The organism is Brevundimonas sp. DS20 (genome assembly GCF_001310255.1).
GTDB classification, from domain to species: Bacteria; Pseudomonadota; Alphaproteobacteria; order Caulobacterales; family Caulobacteraceae; genus Brevundimonas; species Brevundimonas aurantiaca.
This window is the reverse complement of sequence record NZ_CP012897.1, coordinates 1,215,001-1,239,757: the sequence shown is the minus strand read 5'-3', so window position 1 is coordinate 1,239,757 and position 24,757 is coordinate 1,215,001. Positions and strand designations below refer to the sequence as shown.

Below are 24,757 nucleotides of genomic sequence, written 5' to 3'. Positions count from 1 at the left end.
CCCCTCAAGCCCGGCCGAGCGGCGGCAGGCCCAGACGCGGCAGGCTGAAGCGCGGGCGCGGCGGCGCCTCCGCCCGCCGTCGGCGCGCCTGTTCGGTCCAGGCTTCGCGCAGCCGATCCAGCTGGGCCGCCCGCGCCTCGGGGGCGTGGACCTCGGCCACGAAGGTTTGGCCGGACCGGGCCAGGGCCAGCCGTGTCTCCGGGTCCGTGATCAGCCGCTCCAGGGCGGCGGCGAGGGGGTCGGGTCCGTCCACCTCGACATAGAGGGCGTGGTCGCCGCTGGCTTCGCGCAGACCCCCGCGACCGGAAGAGACCAGGGCGCAGCCTGCGGCGTGGGCCTCCAGAGCGGTCAGGCCCAGGGCCTCGCGCACCCGCGACGGGGTCGCCGCGATCGCCGCCCGCCGCGTCACCGCCTGAACCGCTTCCAGCGGGGCCGACTTCAGGATTTCGACCCGGTCGCCGAAGCGGTCGAGCAGGCCCAGATAGGGGTCGGCCCAGGCCTGGTGCCGCTCCCAGTCGCCCAGGACCAGGGCCCCGCGCCAGTCGGGATGGGCGTCCAGGGCTCGGGCCAGGGCGATGCAGAACAGGTCCAGCCCCTTGTCCGCCATGGCCCGGCCGCAGAAGAGGATCAGCTTCTCCTTGTCGGCCGGGTCGGCGCGCCAGGCCCCGACGTCGATCGGATTGCAGACCACGCTGACCCGGTCGGCCAGGGCCGGATAGTCGGCCGCGAACTCCTGCCCCGCCGCCTCGCTGACGAAGACCAGCCGGTCGAACCGCGCCAGCCGACGTCCGTAGCGCCAGGCGTCCAGCGGATGGCGGGGCGGCTTGATCCGGGTGTGGCGGTAAAGGACATAGGTCGCTGGCGGCCCCTCGGCGGCCAGGTCCGAGGCCGACTTCAGCTGCTGGTGATATTCGACCACATCCGGCTGGAGGGTCTCCAACAGGGCCTTGATCCGCCGGTTTCGCGCCCGCCCGCCCAGGCCGGGAGGCACCGTCAGAAGCCGGGGATCGGGGGCGGTCGCCTGGTCCGCGTCGCAGATCAGGGTCACGGCCGACTGGGACCGGGCGTGGGCCGCCAGGGTCCGCACCACCGTCTCCATCGAATTGGCCCGGTCGGGGCGGAAGCCGCAACCGCGCGGCAGGACGACGGCGACACGCATGGTCAACTCTGAGACGCGGAGGGCGGAGAAAAGAGGGCCGGATAGACGTCCACGCCGGTCCGGCGCGAACCGTTCAGCCCCAGAGCGCGGCGCAGCTTGTACTGTGTCTTCAGCCAGGGCTCGGCGCGGTCGCGGCGCACCGACTTGAGGTCGAGGAAACTGACGCCGCCCGCGCCCGACAGGGTGTGCAGCCCGTCGGAAAAGCCCGCCGCCAGATCGCCCGGTTCGAACCGCCGCACCACCGTGGCGGCGAAGTTCTGGGGCGTCAGGACGTCGATCCGCAAGAGGTTGACCGCCGCCCCATAGGCGGGGGCGCAGTCCTGGACTGGCAGATGCAGGGCGCCGTCATGGACGAAGGCCGAGCCGCCCGGCCGCGAGGTCTGAAAGCCGCTCATCACCGGGCGACCGGCGTGAGGCGTCCAGGGCCCGGTCAGCCGCTCGGCCCAGGCCAGATGCAGTTCGCGCATGGCCCGGTCGTCCGGTCCCGGCAGGGCGTGGAACATCCACCACAGGCCGTCGTGGCGCACCACCGTCGCATCAATGGCCGGCGCCTGGCCCAGCCGCGCCAACGCCTCCCAGTCGTCCGGGAAGCGCCGGCAGCGATAAAGGATCAGGCCGCCGCTCTTATAGGCTTCGGGCAGCATATAGAGCTCGCCCCCGTCCTCGATCAGGGTCGGATAGGACAGGTGCCAGGGCTCGGCCAAGGCCACCCCCTGCCCCACCAGCCGGTCGTCGGCGTCATATTGGCAGTAGTGGATGTCGCCCCGCCGGACCCGATAGTCGAAAGCCTCGACAAAGACCGTCAGAACCCCGTCGCGTTCCAGGCCGAAGGGGTCGGCGTAAAAGGCGTGGGGGCCGCGGTCGGGCAGCCAGACGATCTCGTCGGGGCGAGGGGGCCGATCCATGACCTCGGTCAGGGGACGCCTCAGATATCCGGACCGCCAGATGTCGAACATTCGGAGTTGAAATCCTGGCCCGACGCGCGACGGCCGATGGGGAAGAGGGTGACCGACCAGCCGGCCGGACTTGATTGCAAGCCGGGCCATGACGCCGTTAAGCCGCGCCTGTGTCAACTAAGCGACATTACTCTAAAAGCGTGGCGCACTATGACCTTAGCAAGCGTCAGGCCGTCCCCAGGGCCGCCTCGCGGATGCGGCCGACCATGCTGTTCAGGCCGTTGGCGCGCTGGCGGGTCAGGGCCGAGGGCAGGCCCAGGCGGTCCAGGGCGGCCTTGGCGTCGAAGGCCAGGATTTCGGCCGAGGTCCGGCCCGAATAGAGTTTCAGCAGAAGGGCGATATTGCCCTTGGACAGGGCGCTGTCGCTGTCGGCGTCGAACCACAGCCGCCCCTCGGCCGGATGGACCGCCAGCCAGACCTGGGCGGCGCAGCCCGGCACCTTGTTGGCCTCCACCCGATCGGCCTCGTCCAGGGGCGCCAGCCCCTTGCCCAGTTCGATGACGTATTCGATCCGCTGCTCCCAGTCGCCCAGGAGGTCGAAATCCTCGGCGAGGTCGGCCAAGGTCTGGTCCAGGCTGTCGGCGGGCGGCGTGCGATCGGTCATGGCCGCCAGATAGGCCGCCCGGCCGTTAACGACAACCGGCCGGTTTGTCCCCCGAAATTCATGGTGAACGCGCGGTTGCAGATCGCCTGACACGGGAGGGGCCTCGCGCCGACTCGGCGCGGCGTTTAGTCTGGGGACGACCCATGATGGCGACGGCGCTTGCATAATCACCCTCCACAACCCGGGCTGGCGGTCCCGACCGCAGCGGCGTCGGCGGCTCAGCCGTCGGCGGCGCCGGCCGCCCTGTGGCATGCGGGCTGGGCGGCGGCGGTCGCCCTGACGGCCCTGGCGGCCCAGAGCTTCGCCCGGCTGGAGCCCACGGTCCTGGCGGCCCTGCTGCTGACGGCCGCGCCGGGCGTGGCGGGCGTGGCCCTGATGGTGCGCGACACGGCGGGTCTGAGGTTCAGCCTGATGGGCGGCTGGCTTCTGGCGACCGTGGCGGCGGCGGGCCTGACCGGCGGGGCCACCGGGGCGACGCCGGGGCTTCTGCTGCTGCCCCTGGCGGCCGGGCTGGTGCTTGACGATCCCAGGATCGGCGAAGACCGGCTGATCCGGCTGGGCACGGCGGGCCTGGCCCTGCCGCTGATCTCGGGCCTGATCTCGACCCTGCTGATCGGATCGACCGCCCAGCCGCCGGTCCTGGCGGCGGCGTCGGGCCTGTTGGCGGTTCTGGCCCTGGCCGGGGCGGCCCGTCTGTCGAGCCACCGCCGCATGGCCCGTCTGACCCGCGCCGAACAGGACGGCGCCCTGGTCCAGGCCGTGCTGAACGCCCAGCCGGGCCTGACCCTGCTGCTGGAGCCGACCGGCCGCGCCCTGGCCGCCTGGGGCACGCCCCCGCCGTCCGTCTCGGTCCCGGCCCTGATGGACCAGGGGCTGATCGCCGCCGTCCACGCCCCCGACCGCCCCGGCGTCGCCGGCGCCCTGCAACGCGCCGCCCAGGGCCAGCCGGCCGAGGTGATGTTCAGCCCCCGGATCGCCCTGGACCGCCGGGTGGTGCTGATCCTGCGCCGGTACGACGGCGAGACGGGGGCGGTGGCGGGGGCGCCGCGCCTGATCGCCCAGGCCTTCGACGGCACGGCCCAGTTCGCCCGCGAGCTGGGGCTGGAAAGCGCCCGGGTCGAGGCCGAGGCCCAGAGCGCGGGCAAGACCCGTTTCCTGGCCAATATGAGCCATGAGCTGCGCACCCCGCTGAACGCCGTGATCGGCTTCGCCGACATCATGCGCCAGCGCCTGTTCGGCCCCCTGCCCGACCGATACGCCGACTACGCCGAGTCCATCCATCAGGCGGGCGGCCATCTGCTGGACCTGATCAACGACGTTCTGGACCTGTCCAAGATCGAGGCCGAGCGGTACGAACTGGCCCTGGACCGGTTCGACGCCCGCGATCCCGTTTCGGCCGCCGTGGCCCTGATCCGGCCCCAGGCCGACGAAAAAGGCGTGCATCTGGCCCCCGTCCTGCCGCCCCATCCGCTGGAGGTCGAGGCCGACGCCCGCGCCCTGAAGCAGATGGCGCTGAACCTGTTGTCCAATGCGGTGAAATTCACCCCGGCGGGCGGGTCCGTGACCCTGACGCTGGACGGGATCGGCCCCTATCTGGAGCTGGTGGTGTCCGACACCGGCGTGGGGATCGCGCCCGAGGATCTGCAAAGGCTGGGCCGCCCGTTCGAACAGGCCGGCGGCGCCGATCAGAAGGCGCAAGGGACGGGGCTCGGCCTGTCGCTGGTAAGGTCCCTGGCGGAACTGCACGGCGGTCGGCTGACGATCGACAGCACCCTGGGCGAGGGCGTGGCGGCCATGGTGCGCCTGCCGGTCGCAACCCTGTCGCCCGCCATCGAAGCCGACGAAACGCCGGGCGCCGCCGTCGAGGCGTGAGACGATCCAGGCCCTAAGTCTGGCCCATCGCCAGAAAGGCGCGGCCGGCGGCGAAGTCGCCCGCCTCGAAGACCGTGCGCGCCACGCTGCCGTCGCGGAAGACGAACTCCACCGTAAAGACCTCTCGCGGATCCAGGCCGGACAGGGCGTCGGCCGCCGCCAGGGGGAAGCGCCAGGCCTGACCCGCCGTGCGTCCCTGGACCAGCAGGCCGGGATCGGCCGTCGTCACGCCCGAGGCCCAGAAGACCCGGCGCTGGGCCGCAGGCGGCAGTTCGCGCGCCAGCCAGGGTCGGGGCGCCACCGTCGTGTCGCGCATGACCAGCCGCACCCCGGTCGGTCGCGACCGCCCCTGCCAGGAGACCACCGCCGTCAATTGATCCGCCCGATCCATCGCCCCGACCAGGCCGAACCGCACCGGCGAGGCGCCGACGGCGGTTCCCTGCATCAGCCGCCAGGTCGGCCGGCTGTAGGCGGCGCGGTCGGCGCTCCAGCCCGCCCGGTCGCCGGGAAAGTTCATTCGCGCCGTGCGCGACCAGCCGGCGAAGGCGGTCTTCACCCGACCGCTGACCGTCTTCATGTCGGCGGAATCGCAGGCGGCGGCGGCCGCCCGGGCGCGGGCGCGGGCGGCGGTCTCGGACAGCTGACGCGGATCGGCGCCGGCCCGCAGGGCCGCGCCCCGCGCCTGCCAGGTCGAGGCGTTCAGGGCCGCCGTCAGCTGAGGCTGGAACAGGCCGCACCGCTCATTGGCGGCCAGGACGAAGCTGCGTTCATAGAAGCGGTCGGCCGCCCCCGAAGCCGCCCCAGACGCGGCCTGGGCCGCGACCGGATCGCCCGCGATCACCGCCGCCCCGACCACGGCCGCGCCGATCAGGGCCGCGCCGATAGGGACTTGGGTTCGCCGGGGATAAGGCCGTAAGATCATGGGCCGAGCCTAGCGGCCGGGCCTTTGAGTCTGGTTTCCTTACAGGGTTAGCGAATTGCTTCTGTCCAGCGACCTGTGGGTCGGCGCCCTGATCCGCCGCGCCGAGATCGAAGGCGCCCACGCCGTCGTGGTGAACAAGGGCGACGCTCGCGCCGGCGCCGTGATCGTCAAGGCCTATGACACCTCGACCCGCACGGCCCGCCTCTATGCCGAAGCCTTCGGCCCCGACGGCGAGCGGCTGTGGATCCAGCCCGTGACCTCGGACAGCGAGGCCGAACTGGACGCCTATATCGCCCGCCAGCGCCAATACGACCCCGACCTGTGGATCGTCGAAATCGAAGACCGCCAGGGCCGGCATTTCCTGACGGAGAAGGTGCAAGGGTAGGGGGCGGAAGCGCAACCGAGACCTGTTCCCAGCCCCCTTTAAAGTCGTCTCCCATCCTGTTTCCGGCTAGGGTGATCCATGGCGTGCAGGCGCGGCCGGGGAGGATGCGGATGGACGATTTCGACAAGTTTGAAACGCAGCTTCGCGGCGACGCCCGCGACGTCCTGACCAAATATTCTGACCGGGTGCTGCATCTTGAGCGGTATCGGCCTTGGCTGATCGGCCTCGGCGCCCTGGGCGCCTTGATCGTGGCCCTGTCGCGACTGGATCCGACCGGCACGCCCGGTCTGGTCGCCCTGATCGCCGGTGTCATTCTGGCCTTCGTCAGCGCGGCGCTGGTAGGCGCCATGGATTTCAAGAAGATCGAGATCGGCGCCCAGTTCAAATCGACGGAGGACGCGGCCGAGCAGGCGATCAAGCTGGGCCGGGAGATTGCGGCGGACCGTCGGAAGGTCGAGGACGGCGCCACCGCCCTGGACGAGCGACGGCGGAAACGGCTGCAAGCCATCGAACAGATGCTGCAGGCCGTCGAGGCCGGGCTTCTGTCCTCGGACGAGGCGGCGAAGAAGGCGACCGCCGCGACCCTGCTGAGGCGATCCATCACCTCCATCCGCAGCGCCGTCGACTATAAGGCCGCCGACGTCTTCACCGTCTCCATCTTCCGACGCGAAGGCGATCAGATGGTGCGCATCGCGGCGGAGTGGACCGATCCCGAGCTTGCCCGGACCGGGGGGCGCAGTTGGCGAAAGGGCAAGGGTTTCACCGGCGCCGCCTGGCACAAGGCCGAGGCCAATCCAGACGGCGAGGTCATCCTGCCCGACACGGCCCAAGACTACATCCTCTCCGAATATCCCGTCCCGGACCGCGATCCCCGGCGTGAGGAACTTTACAGGTCGGTTGCGTCCATCCCGATCCTGATCCGGCACAACAACGAGGTCTGGGGCGTGGTGACGGCCACAAGCAATCGGCCGGGCGTGTTTGATCGCAGCGGTCCAGGGCTCCAGAACGTGGATGTCGTCCGCGACATCGCTCGGATCGCGGCCCTGCTCGCCGGGCTGAACGCCCCTGCGCCGCCCGGCCGCACCCGCGGCAAACCCGCAGCGGCCGATTGAAAATTGGGCTGGGATCGGCCATTGTCAGACCTGATCCCATGCCCCTCTCTAGGAGGCGAAAGTGCAAGACGACGAAACGCTCGAGCGGGAATATCGCATCCTGTCCGCAAAGGTGACCTATGCGGAGGTCGCCGGACAGAAGGTCGAGCCCGCCGATGAAAAGCGGCTGGAGGAGCTGGCCGAACTCAGGGTCAAAGCGGTGCAGCCCGACTTCCGCGATTACGCCGCCGCCTGATCCGGCCCAGACGGCGACGTCATCGGGCGGATCGGCCCCTCTTCACTTCCTCGCGTCGAACGCCGCCCGCGCGGCTTCGATGCGGTCGATATTGGCCTCGGCCCAGGTCCAGACGCCGCAGAAGGCCTCGGCCAGGGTGAAGCCCAGGTCGGTCAGGCGGTATTCGACCTTGGGCGGGATGACCGGATGGACCGTGCGCACCACCAGGCCGTCGCGCTCCATCTGGCGCAGGGTCTGGGTCAGCATCTTCTGGCTGATGCCGCCCACCAGTTCGCCCACGCGAGTGAACCGGGTCTCGCCGTGTTCGGCCAGGACCTCCAGGATCAGCATGGTCCATTTGTCCGCCACACGCCCGATCACCTCATTGACCAGGGCCTCGACGCGCGGATCGGCGACCTCGCCGGTTTCAGGATGCGAAATTCTTGCGGGCGGATAGGCCGTCATGTCCATTTCTTTCCTGCGGGTAAGTATGGCGGGTTTCGGTGCCTACTTTCCAGTGGAGAGCGACCGTCATAACTGAGTTTCCGCACTGACGCATCCCCTGAAGGAGAGCCCCATGAACATCAGCGGAAACACCATACTGATCACCGGCGGCGGCACGGGCATCGGCCGCGCCCTGGCCGAGGCCCTGCATGCGCGCGGCAATCAGATCGTCATCACGGGTCGCCGCGCGGACGTGCTGAAAGACGCCGCCGCCGCCAATCCCGGCATGGCCTGGGCGACGCTGGACGTCGCCGATCCCACAGCCGTCGCCGCCTTCGGCGAACAGGTGGTCAAGGACCACCCCGCCCTGAACGCGGTCATATTGAACGCCGGGATCATGAAGACCGAGGATTTGAAGGCCGAACCGTTCGACCTGGCGACGGTGGAGGCGACCATCGCCACCAACCTCCTGGGACCGATCCGGCTGACGGCGGCCCTCCTGCCCCATCTGACGGCCCAGCCCCGGGTCACGGTCATGACCGTCACCTCCGGCCTGGCCTTCATCCCCCTGACGGCCACCCCGACCTATAACGCCACCAAGGCGGCCCTCCACTCCTGGACCCAGTCCCTGCGCCATCAGCTGCGCGACACGGCGGTGGAAGTGCTGGAGCTGGCGCCGCCCGGCGTGGCCACCGACCTGATGCCCGGCCATGCCCAGAACCCCGCCTCCATGCCCCTGGCCGACTATACGGCCGAGGTGATGGACCTGATCGAACGGGGCGAAACGCCGCGCGGCGAAATCCTGGTCGAACGGGTCAAGCCGCTGCGCTTCGCCGAGGCTGACGGCTATCAGGCCGTGTTCGAGGCCCTGAACGGAGCGGGGTGAACCCCAGCCGCGGCGGCGGCTCAGCCCGGCCGCCGCGCCAGGGCGTCGCGGATGGCCTGGGCCAAGGTTTCGATCAGGGCGGGGTCGGGCGTGCGGTCCTGGGCGAAGGCGTCGTCGCAGTCGCCGGCCGCTTCGCTGATCGCTGGGAAGCCGAAGACGGCGCCGGCGCCGGCGAGGCTGTGGACCAGGCGGCGCAATTCATCGGCGTCCCAGGCGCCCAGCGCGACGTGACGGTCGATCCGCGCCAGATCGCCGACGCACCGGTCTAGGAACCGGGTCCGCAGATCGGCCATGTCCGCCGTCACGGCCCCCTCACCCGGCCTGGGCCAGAATCGTCCGAATCTCCTCCACCAGGGTCATGGGGTCGAAGGGTTTGACGATGACGTCCAGGGCGCCCAGGGCGCGATAACGGCTGATCTCGCTCGACTGAGCCCGGGCGGTCATGAAGATGACCGGCGTCGTCTCATGTCCCGCCCGTTCGCGGATGCGCGCCAGGGCGGCGGGACCGTCCAGAACGGGCATCATCACATCCATCAGGACGACGTCGGGACGAAGCCCGCCGTCCAGCGCGGCCAGGGCCGCCTCGCCCGAGGCCACCGAGGTCACCGTAACCTGGGGGTCCAGCGTCAGGGCGAAGGCGGTCACGTCGCGAATGTCCTTGTCATCCTCGACGTGCAGGATGTGGAGAGCGGTCATGCAACACCTCGGGCGCGGGGGGCCAGGCGACGCACGGTCCGCGCCAGCTGGGTCAGGGACATGCGGGACTTGATCAGGACCGCCTGAACGGCCGGGGCGGCCTCTCGGTCCATGTCCTGAGCCGAATAGATGATGACGGGAATGGTGCGGCCGTCCTCCTCGGTCAACAGCGGCAAGAGGTCCAGGCCGTTGCCGTCGGGCAGGCCCAGGTCCAGAATCACCAGGTCCGGTCGCCGCCGCGCCAGGGCCTCGCGCGCCGCGGCCAGGCTCTCGACCGGCACGACCTCGACCGTATCCAGGGCCTGGCGCGTCACCTCCAGAATGTCGCGGTCGTCGTCGACGTGCAGAACCACCGGCTTGTCGTCGGCGCTGAACAGGGCGCGGACGGCCTGGCGCAGCCGGTCCTGATCGACCGGCTTTTCGACCCAGTCGGCCACCTCCAGCGAGCGGCCGCGCACCCGGCCCCGGGCCACGTCGCCGGAGACGACCACCACCGGCATGGCGCGCGTCGCCTCATCGGCCTTCAGCTGCCGGATCAGGCTGACCCCGTCGGCGTCGGGCAGTTGAAGGTCGATGAGGGCGGCGGCGTAGGGCGCGCGGCGGGCCAGGGTCAGCGCCTCGCGCGCCGTGTCGGCCACATCGGCCTTGAACCCTTCATAGGACAGCATCTCGACCAGGATGCGCGCGGCGTCCGGATCGTCTTCACAGATCAGCAGCCGCACCGCCTCCTCGTCATGCGCCGCATCGGCCTGGTCCAGCGGCAGGTCCAGATGGAAGGTCGCCCCCTCGCCCTCGGCGGATTCGAACCACAGCCGCCCGCCGTGGCGTTCGGCGATCTCCTTGGCGATGGCCAGGCCCAGGCCCGTGCCGCCCTTTTCACGCGCATCGGTCGAATCCGCCTGGGCGAACTTGCCGAAGATGCGCGAGCGGAACTCGTCGGCTATGCCGGGGCCGCGGTCGGATACGCTGAGCCGGGCGATCCGGGTCTCGGGATTGACCGTCACCCGGACCTCGCCGCCGGACGGCGAGAACTTGACCGCGTTTGACAGAAGATTGGTCGCCACCTGGATCAGCCGATCGCCGTCGCCCCGCACCGGCGCCGGCGGGCCGTCGTTCAGGCTGACGCCCACGCCCAGCTGATCGGCGTAGCCCTGGATCCCCTCGACCGCTCGGGCGGCGACGTCGCGCAGGTCCAGCGGGGCCAGGGTCATCTTCAGCTGCCCGGCCTCCAGCTTCTCCACATCCAGGATGTCGTTGATCAGCCGCACCAGACGGCGGCTGTTGGCGTGGGCGATGTCGATCAGTCGGGCCGCCTTTTCCGGCAAGCGTCCGCCCGCCCCGGCCGCGACCAGGCCCAGGGAGCCGGCGATGGAGGTCAGGGGGGTGCGCAGTTCGTGGCTGACGGTCGAGACGAAGGCGTCCTTCATCTCGGCGATGCGGCGGCGTTCGGTGGCGTCGCGGATCACCGCCACCACATGGCGGCCCGTCGGCAGGTCCATGGCCGCAAGAGCGACGTCGACCGGGAAGCGCGCCCCGTCCCGGCGCTTGCCGGTCAGTTCGAGCAGAAGCCCCTGCTCCAGATCGCCGTGGCTGGCGTCCAGCCGGTCCAGAAAAGCGCCCTCTCCGTTTTCGGCCAGATCATCGACCAGAAGGCCGACGTCGCGGCGCTCGATCTCCGGCGCCGACCAGCCGAACAGCCGTTCCGCCGCCGGATTCAGCGTCTCGATGCTGCCGCTGGGGTTCAGGGTCACGATGGCGTCGAAGGCGCTGTCCAGGGTGGCGCTGTGGCGGGCGGCGGCGGCCTCCAGCCGCTCCAGCAGGGCGCTGCGGGTGGCCAGATAGCGCCAGACCAGGAAGGCGGTCCCCAAGGCGGTCAAGACCAGAACCTTGAACATCAGGGCCACCAGGAATTCGGTATGCCGGGTCCGTTCGCGCGCGTCGGCCGACAGCGCCGACAGCAGGTCGGCCTCACGCTGCGTCATCCGATCCACGATCTGGCGGATATCATCCATTGTCAGCTTGCCTCGCCCGCTGATCACGAGGCTGATGGCGGCGGACGCCTGGCCGGATTCGCGCAGCGCGATGGTCCGCTGCATCTCCAGCCGCTTCTGCCGGACCCGTTCCGACAGAAGACGCTGGTTCTCGGCCTGTGGCGGGTCCTTAGCCGAAAGACCCGCAAGCTTGTTCATCTGAGCGTCCAGCCGGTCGAGGGCGCGATCATAAGGCTCAAGGAAGGTCTCGTCCCCGGTGATGATATAGCCGCGTTGGCCGGTCTCAGCGTCCTGAATCAATGAGAAGACGGACTGAATCTGTAGCCGGGTGTCATAGGATTGCTCGACCGCATCGCGCAGAGCGTCCGCGCTGGAGAATTCTCGTTGCAGCGTCACCCCAGTGGCCGCCAGAAGCAGGGTCACGACCGCGCCCGCCAAGGCGATGGCCAGTCGGAAACGCCGTCTTCCGAGTTGACGCAACATGGGATTCATCCGTTAGTTCCCCCTGATCGCATCTGGAGGTTGGGCGTGAAAGTCTGCGTGATCGAGGACGATTCGCTGGTTCTGCTTCATCTGGAGGAGATGCTGAAACGGCTGGGTTGCCAAGTCCTGACCGCAGCAACGGTCAACGAAGGGTTGCGGATCGTCGAGGACTGGTCGCCCGACGCCGTGCTGGTGGACATTCTGATGCCGGACCGCGACGGGCTGAACTTCATCATGGACACCCGGCATTTGAGGGACTCCCTGCGGGTCATCGCCATGAGCGGCGGGGGACGTCTGGCCTCTTCGTCCATACTGCAGATGGCGACCGGCCTGGGCGCCCACGCCGCCCTGACCAAGCCGATCACCGAAGAGGCGCTGAGGGCCGCTCTGGAGGGATGACCGGGGATGGTCGCGAGGGGGCGGCCGAAACCTCAGTCCCGGCCCAGCGGTCCCAGAACTGGAAATAGAGGCCGTAGTTTCCGTTGAACCGCTTGTGGTGGGCGTCGTGGTGGGTGGCGGTGATCAGCCAGCGAAGCGGCGCCCGCTCCAGCCAGGCGGCGGGCCAGACCTCGCGCCCCGCATGGTTCAGGGCGGCCGTCAGCGACATCAGCGTCAGCAGGGTCAGGGCCACGCCCCAGTGGATCGGCACGATCAGGGCCAGGGCGGGCAGGAACCAGGCGGTGGCCGCAGCCTCGGCCGGGTCGAAGGCGAAGGAGGCGAAGGCGCTGGGGTCGCGCGACCGGTGGTGTTCGGCATGGGCCCAGCCGAAGACGCGCGGGTGATGCAGGGCCCGGTGCACCCAATAGTAGAAGGCGTCGTGCGCCAGCAGATAGACGATCAGACTGACCGGCAGCCACCACAGGGGCCAGGCGTGGGGATCGCTGTAGATCGCCGTCCCGCCCCGCTTCCACAGCTCCAGCACCAGGGCCGCCGGCAGGGCGTAGATGGGGCAGGCGATCAGGGAGGCGACGATCTCGGCGCGGATGCGCTTGATCGCCGGCGGCCGCAGGTTCAGCGCCCGTCCCCGGCCAGCCCCGGCCCACAGCAGCCCATGGGCCGCCGCGCCGACCAGCAGATAGCGCAGGCCGATGATCAGGCTCAGCGCCAGGGTGGTGATGAGCAGATCCCTCAACATGGGGGCACAGACGGTCAAATCCCTGCGGCGGTCAAGTCGTGGCTAAGGCGGATCAAACCGCCTATGCTGGGGCCATGGCCTGGCTGACGTGGATCGCGCTGTTCCTGACCGCCTTTTTGGGCATGGAGGCGTTCGCCTGGATCATGCACCGCTATGTGATGCACGGTTTCCTGTGGTCCTGGCACCGCAGCCATCATGAGCCGCACGATCACCCCCTGGAGAAGAACGACCTGTTCGCCGTGGTCTTCGCCGCCCCGGCCATCGTCATGGTGGCCGTGGGTCTGCACCTGTGGCCCTGGGCCCTGCCGGTCGGCCTGGGGATCACGGCCTATGGGATGGTCTATTTCTTCTTCCACGACGGCCTGGTGCACCGGCGGTTCCCGACGGGCTTTTCCGGGCGGTCCGGCTTCTGGACGCGGCGCATCCAGGCGCACCGTCTGCATCACGCCGTGCGCACGCGCGAAGGCTGCGTCTCCTTCGGCTTTCTGTGGGTGCGGTCGGCGCGGGCGCTGAAGGCCGAACTGGCTCAGAAGCGGGGCTCTTCCAGCAGCGGCGCCTGAGCGAGGGCCGCCAGATCGGCGGAGCCCGTGCAGAAACAGGCGAGCCGCAGCTGGGCCGCCATCAGCTCGAAATGATCGACCACCGCCTGGGTCGAGGTCAGGGCCGCCTCCAGCACCCCGGCGGCCTGGCCGACCAGATCGGCCCCCAGACGGACGGCGCGGGCCGCATCCAGACCGTCCTTGATCCCGCCCGAGCCGATCAGCCCCAGGTCCGGGGCGGCCTGGGCGCAGTCGCGGAGGCTGCGGGCCGTCGGCACCCCCCAGTCGGCGAAGGGGGCGGCCAAGGCCTCGGCCCGCCCGCCGGTGGCCCGCGCCCCTTCGATCAGGCCCCAGTTGGTGCCGCCCGCCCCCGCCACGTCCAGGGCCGCGACGCCCATGTCGGCCAGGCGCCGGGCGACGGCGGCCGACAGGCCGGCGCCGGTCTCCTTGACCACCACTTGGCCCGGAAAGGCGGCGGCGATCCGCTCGATCCCCTGGGCGACGCCGCGCCAGTCGCGGTCGCCCTCGGGCTGGACGCCTTCCTGAAGCGGATTCAGATGCAGGATCAGGGCGTCGGCGCCGATCATCTCCATGGCCCGGCGCGCCTCGTCCACCCCATAGCCCAGGGCGAACTGCACCGCGCCCAGATTGGCCAGGATCAGGGCGTCGGGCGCCAGGCGGCGCAGATCCGGCCCCAAGCCCGAGCCGCCGGACCCGCCGGCCGTCTCCAGGGCGACGCGCTGGGAGCCGACCGCCAGGGCCACGCCCAGGGCCTGGGCCGCCTCGGCCAGCCGCGCATTGATGGCCTCGGCCCGCGACGGGCCGCCGGTCATCGAACTGATCAGGAAGGGCAGGTTCAGCCGCCGCCCCAGGAAACGGGCGGACAGGTCGATCTGGTCGAGGGCCAGGTCCGGCAAGGCGTCATGGACGAAACGCACCGCCTCCAGTCCCGAGGACGCGCCGCTGAGACCCCGTCCGGCCCGCACGTGGTCGATGTGTTCGTCCTTGCGTCGGATCAGGGCGTCGTCGGGGGTGGGCATCGCAAACGCTCCTAGCGGTTCCCTCCGAAACGATCATGCTCTGGCGGGTTGCATCCGACGCAGTCGTGATGCCGTATGTGATCATAATGCGTCAGCCCAGGGTCGCAACGCGACTGTCGAAGGACATCAGGAGACCCGTATGGCGATCGTCGGCTTAAGGCCCCAGCCCGTGTCGGACCCCGAACCTCAGTCGCCCGAGAATCTGCGTGGCCTGGTGCAGGACCGGCTGGCCGAGACGGCGCCCTCATCGGACGGTCTTTTAGCCCTCGCCGCGCGCGAGGCCCTGCTGGGACCGGGCAAGCGGGTCAGGCCGGTCGTGGCCATGTTGGCCGCCGCGCACGTCGGCGGGCGGGCCGAGGACGCCCTGGATTTCGGTTGCGCGGTCGAAATGGCCCATGCCGCCTCCCTGGTTCTGGACGACCTGCCCTGTATGGATGATGCGGCCTTGCGGCGCGGTCAGCCGACCCTGCACCGCCGCCACGGCGAGGATGCGGCCGTGCTGGCGGCCGTGGCCCTTTTGAACCAATCGACCCGGCTGATTCTGCAAAGCCGGGCGCCGTCGGAGGCGCGGCTGGGCGCCCTGGACGATTTGACGCAGGCGATCGGCTTCGACGGCCTGGCCGAGGGCCAGATGCGCGATCTGCGCGACGATCCCGTTCAGCGCGACGTGGTCGCCCTGCGTCGGATCAACGATCTGAAGACCGGCGCCCTGTTCGTCGCGGCCGCGCGGGGCGGCGGCCGGATGGGCGGCGGCGATGCGGACGACCTGGCGCGTCTCGCCGCCTTCGGCGAAGCGGTCGGCTTCGCCTTCCAGCTTTGCGACGACCTGATGGACGCCTGTTCGACGAGCGAGGCCTTGGGCAAGGACGTGGGTCAGGATCAGGGCGTGACCACCTTCGTGGACCTGTGGGGCGAAGGCCGGGTCCGCGCCGGGGTGCGCCAGTCCCTGGCCCGGGCGGCCGAGGCGGTCGGGCACGACAGCCCCCTGACGACCTATGTCCTTCATCTCTTCCGGCAGGCCGAACTTGGACGCTAGCGTCGCGCCGGCGCTGGTTCTGAAGGACGTCGAGGCGGGCTACGGCGAAGGGCCGGTGCTGCGCGATTTCAACCTGACCGTCGCGGCCGGAGAGGTTTACGCCCTGCTGGGTCCGAACGGGGCGGGCAAGTCCACGGCGGCTCGGGTGGCCTGCGGCCTGATCCCCGTCCGGCGCGGGCGGGCGACGGCCGGCGAAGGCGCGCCCCGTCGCGGACGCATCGGCCTTGCGCCCCAGGACTGCGCCCTCTTTCCCGCCCTGACGCCGCGCGAGAACGTCGCGGCGGTCGCGGCCCTGTGCGGCCTTCCCCGTTCCAACCGCCCTGCGGCGGTGGAGCGGGCCCTGGCCCTGACCGGATGCGCCCCCAGGGCGGACGAGCCGGTGCATTCACTGTCGGGCGGATGGCGTCGGCGCGCCAACCTCAGCGCCGCCCTGGTCGGGCGCCCGCGCCTGCTGATCGCCGACGAACCGACCGAAGGGGTGGACGCCGCCGCCCGCGTCGTCCTGTCGTCCGCCCTGCGCGAGACGGTCCAGGCGGGCGCCGGCTGTCTGCTGATCAGCCACGACGAGGCCTTCGTCTCCGAAACGGCCGATCGGATCGGCGTCCTGGCCCAGGGCCGGCTGCTGGCGGAAGGACCGCCCAAGGCCCTGCTGCGTCAGGCCTTCGGCTTGGCGCGGCTGCTGGTCGTCAAACTGCCGCGGCCCGCCTCGCGCCCGGCCGCGAGCCGGTTCGCCCAGTCGGGTCTGGCGCCCTCCAAGGACGGGCTGGAATGGCGGCTGCTGTGCGAGGACGCCCTGGGGGCGGCCCAGAGGGTTTCGCCCGAGGCGGACGCCGAGGGGGGCGAGGTGGCCGTGCGTCGTCCCGGCCTGGACGACCTGGTCGCCCATCTGTCGGACGCCTTGTCATGATGGCGGTGGCGGGCGCCTGGGCGCGCGGCTTCTGGCGGGACCGGTCTGGCATGGCCCTGACCCTGGTTTTGCCGCCCCTGGTCTATCTGCTGTTCGCCGCCGTCTTCGGTGCGGGGGCGCGTGGCGACATCGACGCCAGCGTGGCCCTGCACGATGCGGCGCGCACCCCGGCCACGGCCGCCGTCGGCGAGGCCCTGTCGCGGGACCTGGGGCCGCGCCTTCGCCGTCTCGACGACGTCCAGGCGGTGGAGCGGGCCGTGATCGACGGCCGCGCCGACGCCGGCGTTCTGATCGCCCGCGACGAGGCAGGCGCGCCCCAGGTGACGGTGGTGTCGGCGGCGGGCCGAGACGTGGCGGCGGCGGCGCTTCAGGCGCGGCTGGTCCCGATCGCGGCCATGCTGGCCGGCCGGCCCGCGCCCCCGTCGCGCGACGTCCCCGTCCGCCAGGTGGGGCCGCAGGGCGACGTCCAGGGCGCCTATCACGCCGGGGCGGTCAGCGTGATGTTCGTCTTCTTCGCCGCCATGCACGGCGCCATGGGCGGGCTGGACGAGCGGCGCTCGGGCCTGCAGGCGCGGCTGGTCCTGGCGCGGGGCGGAACGGCGCCCATACTGGCGGGACGGGCGATCTGGCTGACGACGGTCGGCCTGATGCAGTCGATCGCCGTCTTCGTCGCGGCCTGGCCCCGCCTGCCGGATCTTTCGCCGTGGCAGGCGGCGGCGGCGCTCCTGACGGCGGCCTTGGTGGCCCTGTGCGCGGCGGGGGTGGCCTTGGCCCTGACGGCGGCCTGCCGGTCGCGCGAACAGGCCCAGCCCTTGACCACCTTCGTCGCCCTGCTGCTGGCGGCCCTGGGCGGGTCGATGGCGCCGCGCTTCCTGATGCCCGAAGCCTTCCGCGCCCTGGGCTGGATCACGCCCCATGCCTGGGCCGTCGAAACCTATCAGGCCCTGATCTGGCGCGGCGACTTCAACGCCGGGGTCCTGGCCGGCTGGGCCGCCCTGGGCGGCGTGGGTCTGGCCGGGATCGCCCTGGCCGTGATGATGGAGCAGAGACGCGCCGCGCGCTGAGCGTCGTCAGATATGGGTCCAGAGGGCCGGGCGCGGCGGCGGTTCGCGCCAGACGTCCAGGGTCTTGCACCACAGGGTGATCAGGGCCCCGCGCCCCACCAGGGCCAGCTTGCCCGCCTTGTCGACCGAGGTCCGGCCGTCCCAGGCCTTGGCCCCCGACCGCGAGACGTGGCGGCCGATGGCGCGATAGACGCCCCGCGCCGTGGCGATGGCCCAGGCCGACCGTGGATTGAGATCGCGCAGACCCCACCGCGCCGAGGCGTAATAGGGTTCGGCCGCCGCCACCAGCCGCTGGGCGGTGTGGGCGACGGCCTGACGGTGCCGGGGCTGATCGACCTGATCGCGCGGCACGCCCGCCTCGTCCAGCCACTGACCGGGCAGATAGACCCGTCCGCCCCGGGCGTCCTCGACCACGTCTCGGGCGATGTTGGTCAGTTGAAAGGCCAGGCCCAGGTCCTGGGCGCGGCGCAGGGTCGGCGCGTCCTGAACCCCCATGATCCGGGCCATCATCACCCCGACCACGCCGGCGACGTGATAGGCGTAGTCCAGCGTGTCCTCCAGGGTGTCGTAGCGGCGGCCCTCCACGTCCATCTCGAACCCCTGCAACAGGTCCATCGCCTCCTCTGCCGGAATGGCGTGGCGGGCGGCGACGCGCTGAAAGGCGGTGAAGACCGGGTCCGTCTGCGGCTCTCCGGCCAGGGCGGCGGCCGTGCGTTCACGCAGTTCGACCAGTTTGCGCCCCGCCAGGACCGGGTCGATGCCGACCGCCCCATGGCCCAGGACCTGGCCGTCGATCTCGTCGTCGCAATGGCGGCACCAGGCGTAGAACATCCAGGCGTCGTCCCGGATGGCCGCCGGAAACAGCCGGGCGGCGGCGGCAAAGCTCTTGGAGCCCTGCTCCATCGACTGGCGGCTGTGGTCGAGGACGGCGTCGCTCATGCGGTCCGCCCCGCGTCTTCGATCATCAGGCCGGCGGTGGCCTTGGCCGAGCCCACCACCCCCGGCACGCCCGCGCCCGGATGGGTCCCGGCGCCGACGAAATAGAGGTTGGGGATCTGGTCGTCGCGATTATGGACGCGGAAATAGGCGCTCTGGGTCAGGATCGGCTCCAGCGAGAAGGCCGAGCCCTGGTGGGCGTTCAGCTGGTCGCGGAAATCCACGGGCGTGAAGATGCGGCAGGTGTCCAGATCGGCGGTCAGGCCGGGAATGTAGTGCTGCTCCAGATAGGCCAGGACCCGGTCGCGATAGCGCGGCCCCTCGACCGCCCAGTCGATGTCGGCCGAGGCCAGGTGCGGCACCGGCGCCAGCACATAGAAGGCGTCGCATCCCTCGGGCGCCAGGGACGGATCGGTGCGGGTCGGGGCGTGCAGATAGAGGGAAAAGTCCTCCGGCAGGTCCGGCCCCTTGAAGATTTCGCCGATCAGCTCGCGGTAGCGCGGCCCGAACAGCACCGTGTGGTGGCGCACCTCCGGGTGGACGCGCTTCAGGCCGAAATAGATGACGAACAGCGACATGGAATGCCGCTTGGCGGCCAGACGCGCCCCCTCCTTGCGGCCGCGCGGCTCCTGGCCCAGCAGGCGTTGATAGGTGTGGACCACGTCGGCGTTGGAGGCCACCATGTCGAAGGCCAGGGTCTGGCCGCCGACCACCACCCCGTCGGCGCGCCCGTTCGCCAGGGTGATCCGCTCGACCGGACTGTTCAGCCGGATCTCGCCGCCCAGGTCCTGAAACAGACGTACCATGGCCTGGATCAGGGCGCCGGTGCCGCCGCGTGGGAACCAGACGCCCCAGCGCCGCTCCAGCGCGTGGATCAGGGCGTAGATCGATGAGGTGGCGAACGGATTGCCGCCCACCAGCAGGGAGTGGAAGCTGAAGGCCTGACGCAGGTGCTCGTCCTGGATATAGCCGGCGACCTTGTCATAGACCGACCGCCAGGCCTGGAGCCGCATCAACTCCGGCGCCGCCTTGACCATGCTGGCGAAGTCCAGGAAGGGCACGGCCCCCAGCTTCAGATAGCCTTCCTTCAGCAGGTCCTGGGAATAGGCCAGGAATTTGCGATACCCCTCCTTGTCCGCCGGGTTGCGGGCGACGATCTGGCGGTCCAGCTCGTCCTGGTCGTTGACGTAGTCGAAGACGTCGCCGTCTTCCCAGCACAGCCGATAGAAGGGCGCCACCGGCAGCAGTTCGACATAGTCCGACAGCTTGCGCCCCGCGCCCTCGAACAGCTCCTCCAGCGCCGAAGGATCGGTAATGACGGTCGGCCCGGCGTCGAAGGTGTAGCCCTTGTCCTTATAGACATAGGCCCGGCCGCCCGGCAGGTCGCGCGCCTCGAAGACCGTGGTCTGAATCCCCGCCGTCTGCAGGCGGATGGCCAGCGACAGCCCCCCGAACCCCGACCCGATCACTGCTGCTCGCATTACGCACGTCCTCTTTCGACCAGACAGGTCAGGGCGGCGCCGATCGGCACCGGGGGTTTGCCGCTGAGGATCCGCGCCTTGTCGCCCAAGGTCGTCTCCCCCGCATAGAAGCGTTCGATCAGCGGCTGGGGCAGGCGGTAAAACCGCTCCAGCACCCTGTACCTCTGATCCGGCCGCGCGGCCCGAAACAGCATGCGGTTCAGCAGCCGATAGAAGCCTCGATTGGACCATACGTCGCAAGCCTGGCGGCGGATGACCTGAGACAGGTCCGAACCGTCCCGCGCCGCCGTGATCCGTTCCACCAGATGGTCCGCCAGCCGCACCGCATCCGGCAGGGAATAGCCCGTGGTGGGGTGGAACAGGCCGGCGCGAAGACCGCTGACCGCCGTCGGCCCCATGCGCCGCAGATGGGCGGCGATGTCGCCGTCCAGGGCGACGGGCAGCACCCCCTCCTCCTCGCGCAGGACCGCCTCTATGACCCACCCCTTCTGGGCGGCGTAGTCCCTGACGCCTTGCCGAAACACGTCGCGATCCAGGTCCGCGCCGTCGGTATAGCGGGTGTCCTCGATCAGCAGGGTCCGGTCGTCGAAGGGCAGGACATAGAGGAAGCGATAGCCCCCGGCCTGATCGACGCAGGCGTCCATGACGATCGGTTCCTTCAGCCCGTGGGGCGCGGTCAGCCGCACCTCCAGGCCGACGAATTTCTGAAACCCCAGGGCAAGGTCCGGCGCAGCGGTCGGCCCCCGGCCGTCGATGACCGCCCGCGCCGTCAGCCGGCGACCGTCGGCCAGAACCGCCTCGGTCGGCCCGGCCGATGCCACCGAGACGCCCGTCAGGATCCGTCCCGGCAGGGCGCGGTCCACGGCTTGGGCGAACCGCGCCGCCGTCACGCTGGAATATCCGGTCGCCAGACGCCGTTCGAACGCCGGAAACCGCACGGAATAGCCGGGCCAGCTATGGGCGATCAGCGGCGCGATCCACGCCCGCTGCCTCGGCGTCAGATCGGGTTCGAAGAAGGACCAGGTGTGAACCCCGCCCAGCCGGTCGGCCGCCTCCACGATCCGCACGTCCAGTTCGGGCCGGACCTGGGACAGGCGCAGGGCCAGAAGGCCGTTGGCCAGACCGCCCCCCAGCAGCAAAAGGTCCGGCGCGGAACTGTCGGGGGCGGCGGCCTGCATCCGCGACAGGTGGCACGGGCGGACGTGACGGGCAAGCCGCCTGGATGCCTCCGACGCCGGCATAGGCTAGATTGAAGTCCATGACCGCCGCCGTCGCCGAGCCACGCATCGTCCCGCGCCAGACCTGGATCGGTCTGACCCTGGCGGGAATGATCGTGGCGGGATGGGCGGTTCTGCATGTCTACGGCGTCTATTTTCACCGATGGGGGCCGTTGACCCTGGTGATCGCCCCGGCGATCGTGGCGGTCCAGACCTGGTTGTCGGTCGGCCTTTTCATCGTCGCCCATGACGCCATGCACGGCTCCCTGGCGCCGGGACGGCCGCGGCTGAACGCCGCAGTCGGCCGGCTGACCCTGGGGCTCTATGCGGGCTTCCGCTTCGATCGGCTGAAGACGGCGCACCACGCCCACCACGCCGCGCCCGGCACGGCCGACGACCCGGACTTTCACGCCCCAGCGCCCCCCGCCTTCCTTCCCTGGTTCCTGAACTTCTTTGGCACCTATTTCGGCTGGCGCGAGATGGCGGTCCTGACCGCCCTGGTCCTGATCGCCCTCTTCGGCCTGGGGGCGCGGCCGGCCAATCTCCTGACCTTCTGGGCCGCGCCGGCCCTGCTTTCAGCGCTTCAGCTCTTCACCTTCGGCACCTGGCTGCCGCACCGCCACACCGACCAGCCGTTCGCCGACGCCCACCACGCCCGCAGCAGCGGCTACGGCCCCGTTCTTTCCCTGCTCACCTGCTTCCACTTCGGCCGCCACCACGAACACCATCTGACCCCCTGGCGGCCCTGGTGGCGTCTGTGGCGCGGCGAGTCTTGATCCAGGGCTGCGGCGCGGGCCGCGAAGACCTGTTCGGCGACCTTTGTATCGACGAAGGGAACACGGCCGCGTTCAGGGCCTTATAGGTGAGAAGGAACTCGCCCATGCCCCTCGCCCTGCTGTTCGCTCTTGCCGCCCTGAGTTCGACGCCGACGCCCGCCCCCGATCTGGCGAAGGCGCAGCCCAAGACGTCTGGCGGGATCAAGACGGCGGCCCAATCCTCAGCGCCCGTCTTGGACGACGTCAGGGTTCGACTGCGATGCATCGGGCGTGCCGACGGCCGGGTTTCGGATTGCGTGGTGCTGTCGGAGAGCCGGCCGGGCTATGGATTCGGCGAGGCGGCTGTGGCCCTGATGAACGGAACCGCGACGCCCCCCTCGCGCGACGGCGGCCGCCCGATCGACCGCCCGTTCGAACATACGATCCAGTTCACCCCTTGAGCGCCGACGCCGATCGTGGGCGTCCGGGCTGGGGCGGCGCGGGCCTGTAGGTTCAGACAGCAAAAAGCCGCTAGATCGTTGATCTAACGGTTTAAAACTTGGGTGCGGGAGCAGGATTTGAACCTGCGACCTTCAGGTTATGAGCCTGACGAGCTACCGGGCTGCTCCATCCCGCGGCAGGGGTGGTTTGTGGAGGAAGAAGGGGTTCGACAAGGATTTTTCATCATCGGCTGTCCGCCTGGTAGACCCGGCGGCGACCTACTCTCCCGCGCCTTGAGACGAAGTACCATTGGCTCTGGAGGGCTTAACGACCGAGTTCGGAATGGGATCGGGTGGGGAACCTCCGACATAGCCACCAGGTCAACGAGGCGGACAGCGGATGATGAGAAGACATTGTCGTGACGATCATCGGGTCATTGATGATCATCGAATGAGTTTTGCTGAGAAACGATCAAACCGATCGGATTATTAGTACCAGTAAGCTTCACGCGTCGCCGCGCTTCCACACCTGGCCTATCAACGTGGTAGTCTTCCACGATCCTCAGCGAAGCCTTGTTTTGAGGTTAGTTTCCCGCTTAGATGCTTTCAGCGGTTATCTATTCCATACTTAGCTACCCTGCTGCACAGCTGGCGCCATGACAGGTACACCAGAGGTATGTCCATCCCGGTCCTCTCGTACTAGGGACAGATCCTCTCAAGCTTCGAACACCCACGGCAGATAGGGACCAAACTGTCTCACGACGTTCTGAACCCAGCTCACGTACCACTTTAAATGGCGAACAGCCATACCCTTGGGACCTGCTCCAGCCCCAGGATGTGATGAGCCGACATCGAGGTGCCAAACTTTGCCGTCGATATGGACTCTTGGGCAAAATCAGCCTGTTATCCCTAGAGTACCTTTTATCCGTTGAGCGATGGCCCTTCCACTCGGGACCACCGGATCACTATGGCCGACTTTCGTCTCTGCTCGACTTGTCAGTCTCGCAGTCAGGCGAGCTTATGCCATTGCACTCGACGAGCGATTTCCGACCGCTCTGAGCTCACCATCGCGCGCCTCCGTTACACTTTGGGAGGCGACCGCCCCAGTCAAACTACCCACCACGCCATGTCCCGGGACCGGATAACGGTCCTCGGTTAGACGTCAACGACAGTAAGGGTGGTATTTCAAGGACGACTCCACCAGAGCTGGCGCCCCGGTTTCATAGTCTCCCACCTATCCTACACATACGGTCGCTAACGCCAAGGCGAAGCTATAGTAAAGGTTCATAGGGTCTTTCCGTCTGACCGCGGGAACCCCGCATCTTCACGGGGAATTCAATTTCACTGAGCCTGTGCTGGAGACAGTGGGGAAGTCGTTACGCCATTCGTGCAGGTCGGAACTTACCCGACAAGGAATTTCGCTACCTTAGGACCGTTATAGTTACGGCCGCCGTTTACCTGGGCTTCAGTTCGGAGCTTTCACTCCTCCCTTTAACCTTCAGGCACCGGGCAGGCGTCAGACCCTATACGTCGCATTGCTGCTTCGCAGAGCCCTGTGTTTTTGCTAAACAGTCGCTACCCCCTGGCTTGTGCCACTCAGTCCTGGTTGCCCAGGGTGAGTCACGCTTATTCCGAAGTTACGCGTGCAATTTGCCGAGTTCCTTCAGCACAGTTCTCTCAAACGCCTTGGTATGCTCTACCTGACCACCTGTGTCGGTTTCGGGTACGGTCTCTGCTGGAGTTATTTCCTGGGACGACGCCCCTGCACGGACAATCCAATAAGCCCGTACAAGTTATGCCATCCGTCACTTCCAGCTGGTGCAGGAATATTTACCTGCTTCCCATCGACTACGCTTTTCAGCCTCGCCTTAGGGGCCGACTAACCCTGCGCAGATTAGCTTTACGCAGGAACCCTTGGTCTTTCGGCGAGAGTGTCTCTCACACTCTTATCGTTACTCATGTCAGCATTCTCACTTCCGATACCTCCAGCCAGGCTCACGCCTGACCTTCACCGGCTTACGGAACGCTCCGCTACCGCTTGCACAAAGTGCAAACCCATATCTTCGGCGACTGGCTTGAGCCCCGTTACATTTTCCGCGCAGGATCGCTTGATCAGTGAGCTGTTACGCTTTCTTTAAAGGATGGCTGCTTCTAAGCCAACCTCCTGATTGTCAAAGCAATCCCACATCGTTTCCCACTTAGCCAGTACTTGGGGGCCTTAGATGATGGTTAGGGTTGTTTCCCTTTTCACGACGGACGTTAGCACCCGCCGTGTGTCTGCCCGATAGTTCTCTTAGGTATTCGGAGTTTGGTTAGTATTGGTACCGCTCGCGCAGCCCGCAACCATCCAGTGCTCTACCCCCTAAGGAATTCGTCGGACGCTCTACCTAAATAGATTTCGCGGAGAACCAGCTATGTCCAAGTTTGATTGGCCTTTCACCCCTATCCACAAGTCATCCGAGAATTTTTCAACATTCACCGGT

At 68.9% G+C, this 24,757-nt stretch carries 25 protein-coding genes, 1 tRNA gene and 2 rRNA genes (1 of these 28 cut by a window edge); 12 read left to right on the top strand and 16 right to left on the bottom strand.

From position 1 onward, the window contains the following. Nucleotides 1-4 precede the first annotated feature (4 nt). From JL11_RS05995 to JL11_RS05985, 3 genes are all read right to left on the bottom strand, one after another. Nucleotides 5-1,159, bottom strand: coding sequence for a glycosyltransferase family 4 protein (locus tag JL11_RS05995; protein WP_054764855.1), 1,155 nt, complete (start codon nucleotides 1,157-1,159; stop codon nucleotides 5-7). A gap of 2 nt (nucleotides 1,160-1,161) precedes the next feature. Beyond that, complete coding sequence (locus tag JL11_RS05990) at nucleotides 1,162-2,115, bottom strand: glucosamine inositolphosphorylceramide transferase family protein (protein WP_054764854.1); 954 nt, start codon at nucleotides 2,113-2,115, stop codon at nucleotides 1,162-1,164. Between the two features lie 166 nt (nucleotides 2,116-2,281). Then, complete coding sequence (locus JL11_RS05985) at nucleotides 2,282-2,719, bottom strand: SufE family protein (protein WP_054766842.1); 438 nt, start codon at nucleotides 2,717-2,719, stop codon at nucleotides 2,282-2,284. 159 nt (nucleotides 2,720-2,878) lie between these two features. On the opposite strand from JL11_RS05985, the gene JL11_RS18135 reads away from it, so the two are divergent. Continuing rightward, nucleotides 2,879-4,591 carry a sensor histidine kinase gene (locus tag JL11_RS18135; protein ID WP_261339101.1) on the top strand — a complete coding sequence of 571 codons (1,713 nt, stop codon included), beginning with the start codon at nucleotides 2,879-2,881 and terminating at the stop codon, nucleotides 4,589-4,591. A 13-nt stretch (nucleotides 4,592-4,604) separates the two neighbouring features. Here JL11_RS18135 and JL11_RS05975 read toward each other — a convergent pair whose 3' ends face one another. Beyond that, nucleotides 4,605-5,513 (bottom strand): hypothetical protein, encoded by a 909-nt coding sequence (locus tag JL11_RS05975; protein WP_082382612.1) that lies wholly within the window; start codon nucleotides 5,511-5,513, stop codon nucleotides 4,605-4,607. A 55-nt stretch (nucleotides 5,514-5,568) separates the two neighbouring features. On the opposite strand from JL11_RS05975, the gene JL11_RS05970 reads away from it, so the two are divergent. From JL11_RS05970 to JL11_RS17400, 3 genes are all read left to right on the top strand, one after another. After that, nucleotides 5,569-5,898, top strand: coding sequence for a DUF1491 family protein (locus JL11_RS05970; protein ID WP_054764853.1), 330 nt, complete (start codon nucleotides 5,569-5,571; stop codon nucleotides 5,896-5,898). A 110-nt stretch (nucleotides 5,899-6,008) separates the two neighbouring features. After that, on the top strand, nucleotides 6,009-7,010 hold the full coding sequence (locus JL11_RS05965; protein WP_054764852.1) for a GAF domain-containing protein: 1,002 nt from the start codon (nucleotides 6,009-6,011) through the stop codon (nucleotides 7,008-7,010). 61 nt (nucleotides 7,011-7,071) lie between these two features. Then, nucleotides 7,072-7,245 carry a hypothetical protein gene (locus tag JL11_RS17400; RefSeq protein ID WP_152949596.1) on the top strand — a complete coding sequence of 58 codons (174 nt, stop codon included), beginning with the start codon at nucleotides 7,072-7,074 and terminating at the stop codon, nucleotides 7,243-7,245. A gap of 42 nt (nucleotides 7,246-7,287) precedes the next feature. Here JL11_RS17400 and JL11_RS05960 read toward each other — a convergent pair whose 3' ends face one another. Next, nucleotides 7,288-7,689, bottom strand: coding sequence for a winged helix-turn-helix transcriptional regulator (locus JL11_RS05960; protein WP_224761268.1), 402 nt, complete (start codon nucleotides 7,687-7,689; stop codon nucleotides 7,288-7,290). Nucleotides 7,690-7,801: 112 nt separating this feature from the next. Between JL11_RS05960 and JL11_RS05955 the strand changes: the two genes are divergently transcribed. Then, nucleotides 7,802-8,554: an SDR family oxidoreductase gene (locus tag JL11_RS05955; protein WP_054764850.1), complete on the top strand. Its 753-nt coding sequence runs from the start codon at nucleotides 7,802-7,804 to the stop codon at nucleotides 8,552-8,554. A gap of 20 nt (nucleotides 8,555-8,574) precedes the next feature. On the opposite strand, the gene JL11_RS05950 is transcribed toward JL11_RS05955, so the two are convergent. Genes JL11_RS05950 through JL11_RS05940 form a run of 3 tightly spaced genes read right to left on the bottom strand, consistent with a single transcriptional unit; the run spans nucleotide 8,575 to nucleotide 11,724 of the window. Continuing rightward, a complete protein-coding gene (locus tag JL11_RS05950) occupies nucleotides 8,575-8,859 on the bottom strand; it encodes an Hpt domain-containing protein (protein WP_054764849.1) in 285 nt (94 codons plus the stop codon). Nucleotides 8,860-8,866: 7 nt separating this feature from the next. Then, the gene (locus JL11_RS05945; RefSeq protein WP_054764848.1) at nucleotides 8,867-9,250 is read right to left on the bottom strand and encodes a response regulator; all 384 of its coding nucleotides are present in this window, start codon (nucleotides 9,248-9,250) and stop codon (nucleotides 8,867-8,869) included. Beyond that, entirely contained in the window at nucleotides 9,247-11,724 is a 2,478-nt protein-coding gene (locus JL11_RS05940; protein ID WP_054764847.1) for a CHASE3 domain-containing protein, read from the bottom strand. The genes JL11_RS05945 and JL11_RS05940 overlap by 4 nt, the downstream gene beginning before the upstream one ends. A 45-nt stretch (nucleotides 11,725-11,769) precedes the next feature. Between JL11_RS05940 and JL11_RS17645 the strand changes: the two genes are divergently transcribed. Continuing rightward, on the top strand, nucleotides 11,770-12,123 hold the full coding sequence (locus JL11_RS17645) for a response regulator (protein WP_054764846.1): 354 nt from the start codon (nucleotides 11,770-11,772) through the stop codon (nucleotides 12,121-12,123). On the opposite strand, the gene JL11_RS05930 is transcribed toward JL11_RS17645, so the two are convergent. Beyond that, nucleotides 12,086-12,859, bottom strand: coding sequence for a sterol desaturase family protein (locus JL11_RS05930; protein WP_054764845.1), 774 nt, complete (start codon nucleotides 12,857-12,859; stop codon nucleotides 12,086-12,088). The two genes, JL11_RS17645 and JL11_RS05930, sit on opposite strands and share 38 nt — an antisense overlap. Nucleotides 12,860-12,897: 38 nt before the next feature. On the opposite strand from JL11_RS05930, the gene JL11_RS05925 reads away from it, so the two are divergent. Beyond that, complete coding sequence (locus tag JL11_RS05925; protein ID WP_227976050.1) at nucleotides 12,898-13,419, top strand: sterol desaturase family protein; 522 nt, start codon at nucleotides 12,898-12,900, stop codon at nucleotides 13,417-13,419. Here the strand turns inward: JL11_RS05925 and fni are convergent. Continuing rightward, nucleotides 13,386-14,438, bottom strand: a complete 1,053-nt coding sequence (gene fni / locus JL11_RS05920; protein ID WP_054764843.1) for a type 2 isopentenyl-diphosphate Delta-isomerase — start codon at nucleotides 14,436-14,438, stop codon at nucleotides 13,386-13,388. The genes JL11_RS05925 and fni overlap by 34 nt on opposite strands. A 139-nt stretch (nucleotides 14,439-14,577) precedes the next feature. Here fni and JL11_RS05915 point away from each other — a divergent pair, with 139 nt between their 5' ends. From JL11_RS05915 to JL11_RS05905, 3 genes are read left to right on the top strand one after another with little or no spacing between them, the layout of a single operon-like run. Next, a complete protein-coding gene (locus JL11_RS05915; RefSeq protein ID WP_054764842.1) occupies nucleotides 14,578-15,474 on the top strand; it encodes a polyprenyl synthetase family protein in 897 nt (298 codons plus the stop codon). Then, complete coding sequence (locus JL11_RS05910) at nucleotides 15,464-16,381, top strand: ABC transporter ATP-binding protein (RefSeq protein ID WP_054764841.1); 918 nt, start codon at nucleotides 15,464-15,466, stop codon at nucleotides 16,379-16,381. Before JL11_RS05915 ends, JL11_RS05910 begins: the two co-directional genes overlap by 11 nt. Continuing rightward, a complete protein-coding gene (locus JL11_RS05905; RefSeq protein WP_054764840.1) occupies nucleotides 16,378-17,445 on the top strand; it encodes an ABC transporter permease in 1,068 nt (355 codons plus the stop codon). Before JL11_RS05910 ends, JL11_RS05905 begins: the two co-directional genes overlap by 4 nt. Nucleotides 17,446-17,451: 6 nt before the next feature. Here the strand turns inward: JL11_RS05905 and JL11_RS05900 are convergent, their stop codons facing one another. From JL11_RS05900 to crtY, 3 genes are read right to left on the bottom strand one after another with little or no spacing between them, the layout of a single operon-like run. After that, the gene (locus JL11_RS05900) at nucleotides 17,452-18,384 is read right to left on the bottom strand and encodes a phytoene/squalene synthase family protein (RefSeq protein ID WP_054764839.1); all 933 of its coding nucleotides are present in this window, start codon (nucleotides 18,382-18,384) and stop codon (nucleotides 17,452-17,454) included. Continuing rightward, nucleotides 18,381-19,862 (bottom strand): phytoene desaturase, encoded by a 1,482-nt coding sequence (locus JL11_RS05895; protein WP_054764838.1) that lies wholly within the window; start codon nucleotides 19,860-19,862, stop codon nucleotides 18,381-18,383. The genes JL11_RS05900 and JL11_RS05895 overlap by 4 nt, the downstream gene beginning before the upstream one ends. After that, nucleotides 19,862-21,040, bottom strand: coding sequence for a lycopene beta-cyclase CrtY (gene crtY / locus JL11_RS05890; RefSeq protein ID WP_054764837.1), 1,179 nt, complete (start codon nucleotides 21,038-21,040; stop codon nucleotides 19,862-19,864). The genes JL11_RS05895 and crtY overlap by 1 nt, the downstream gene beginning before the upstream one ends. Before the next feature lie 80 nt (nucleotides 21,041-21,120). On the opposite strand from crtY, the gene JL11_RS05885 reads away from it, so the two are divergent. Then, nucleotides 21,121-21,855, top strand: coding sequence for a fatty acid desaturase (locus JL11_RS05885; RefSeq protein ID WP_054764836.1), 735 nt, complete (start codon nucleotides 21,121-21,123; stop codon nucleotides 21,853-21,855). Between the two features lie 104 nt (nucleotides 21,856-21,959). Beyond that, nucleotides 21,960-22,295 carry a hypothetical protein gene (locus JL11_RS05880; protein WP_054764835.1) on the top strand — a complete coding sequence of 112 codons (336 nt, stop codon included), beginning with the start codon at nucleotides 21,960-21,962 and terminating at the stop codon, nucleotides 22,293-22,295. A 99-nt stretch (nucleotides 22,296-22,394) separates the two neighbouring features. Here the strand turns inward: JL11_RS05880 and JL11_RS05875 are convergent. The 3 genes from JL11_RS05875 to JL11_RS05865 form a co-directional block, all read right to left on the bottom strand. Further along, nucleotides 22,395-22,471, bottom strand: a tRNA-Met gene (locus tag JL11_RS05875). A gap of 69 nt (nucleotides 22,472-22,540) precedes the next feature. After that, nucleotides 22,541-22,655: ribosomal RNA gene (gene rrf / locus JL11_RS05870) — 5S ribosomal RNA — on the bottom strand. 87 nt (nucleotides 22,656-22,742) lie between these two features. Then, nucleotides 22,743-24,757, bottom strand: a 23S ribosomal RNA gene (locus tag JL11_RS05865) (it continues 771 nt past the right edge of the window).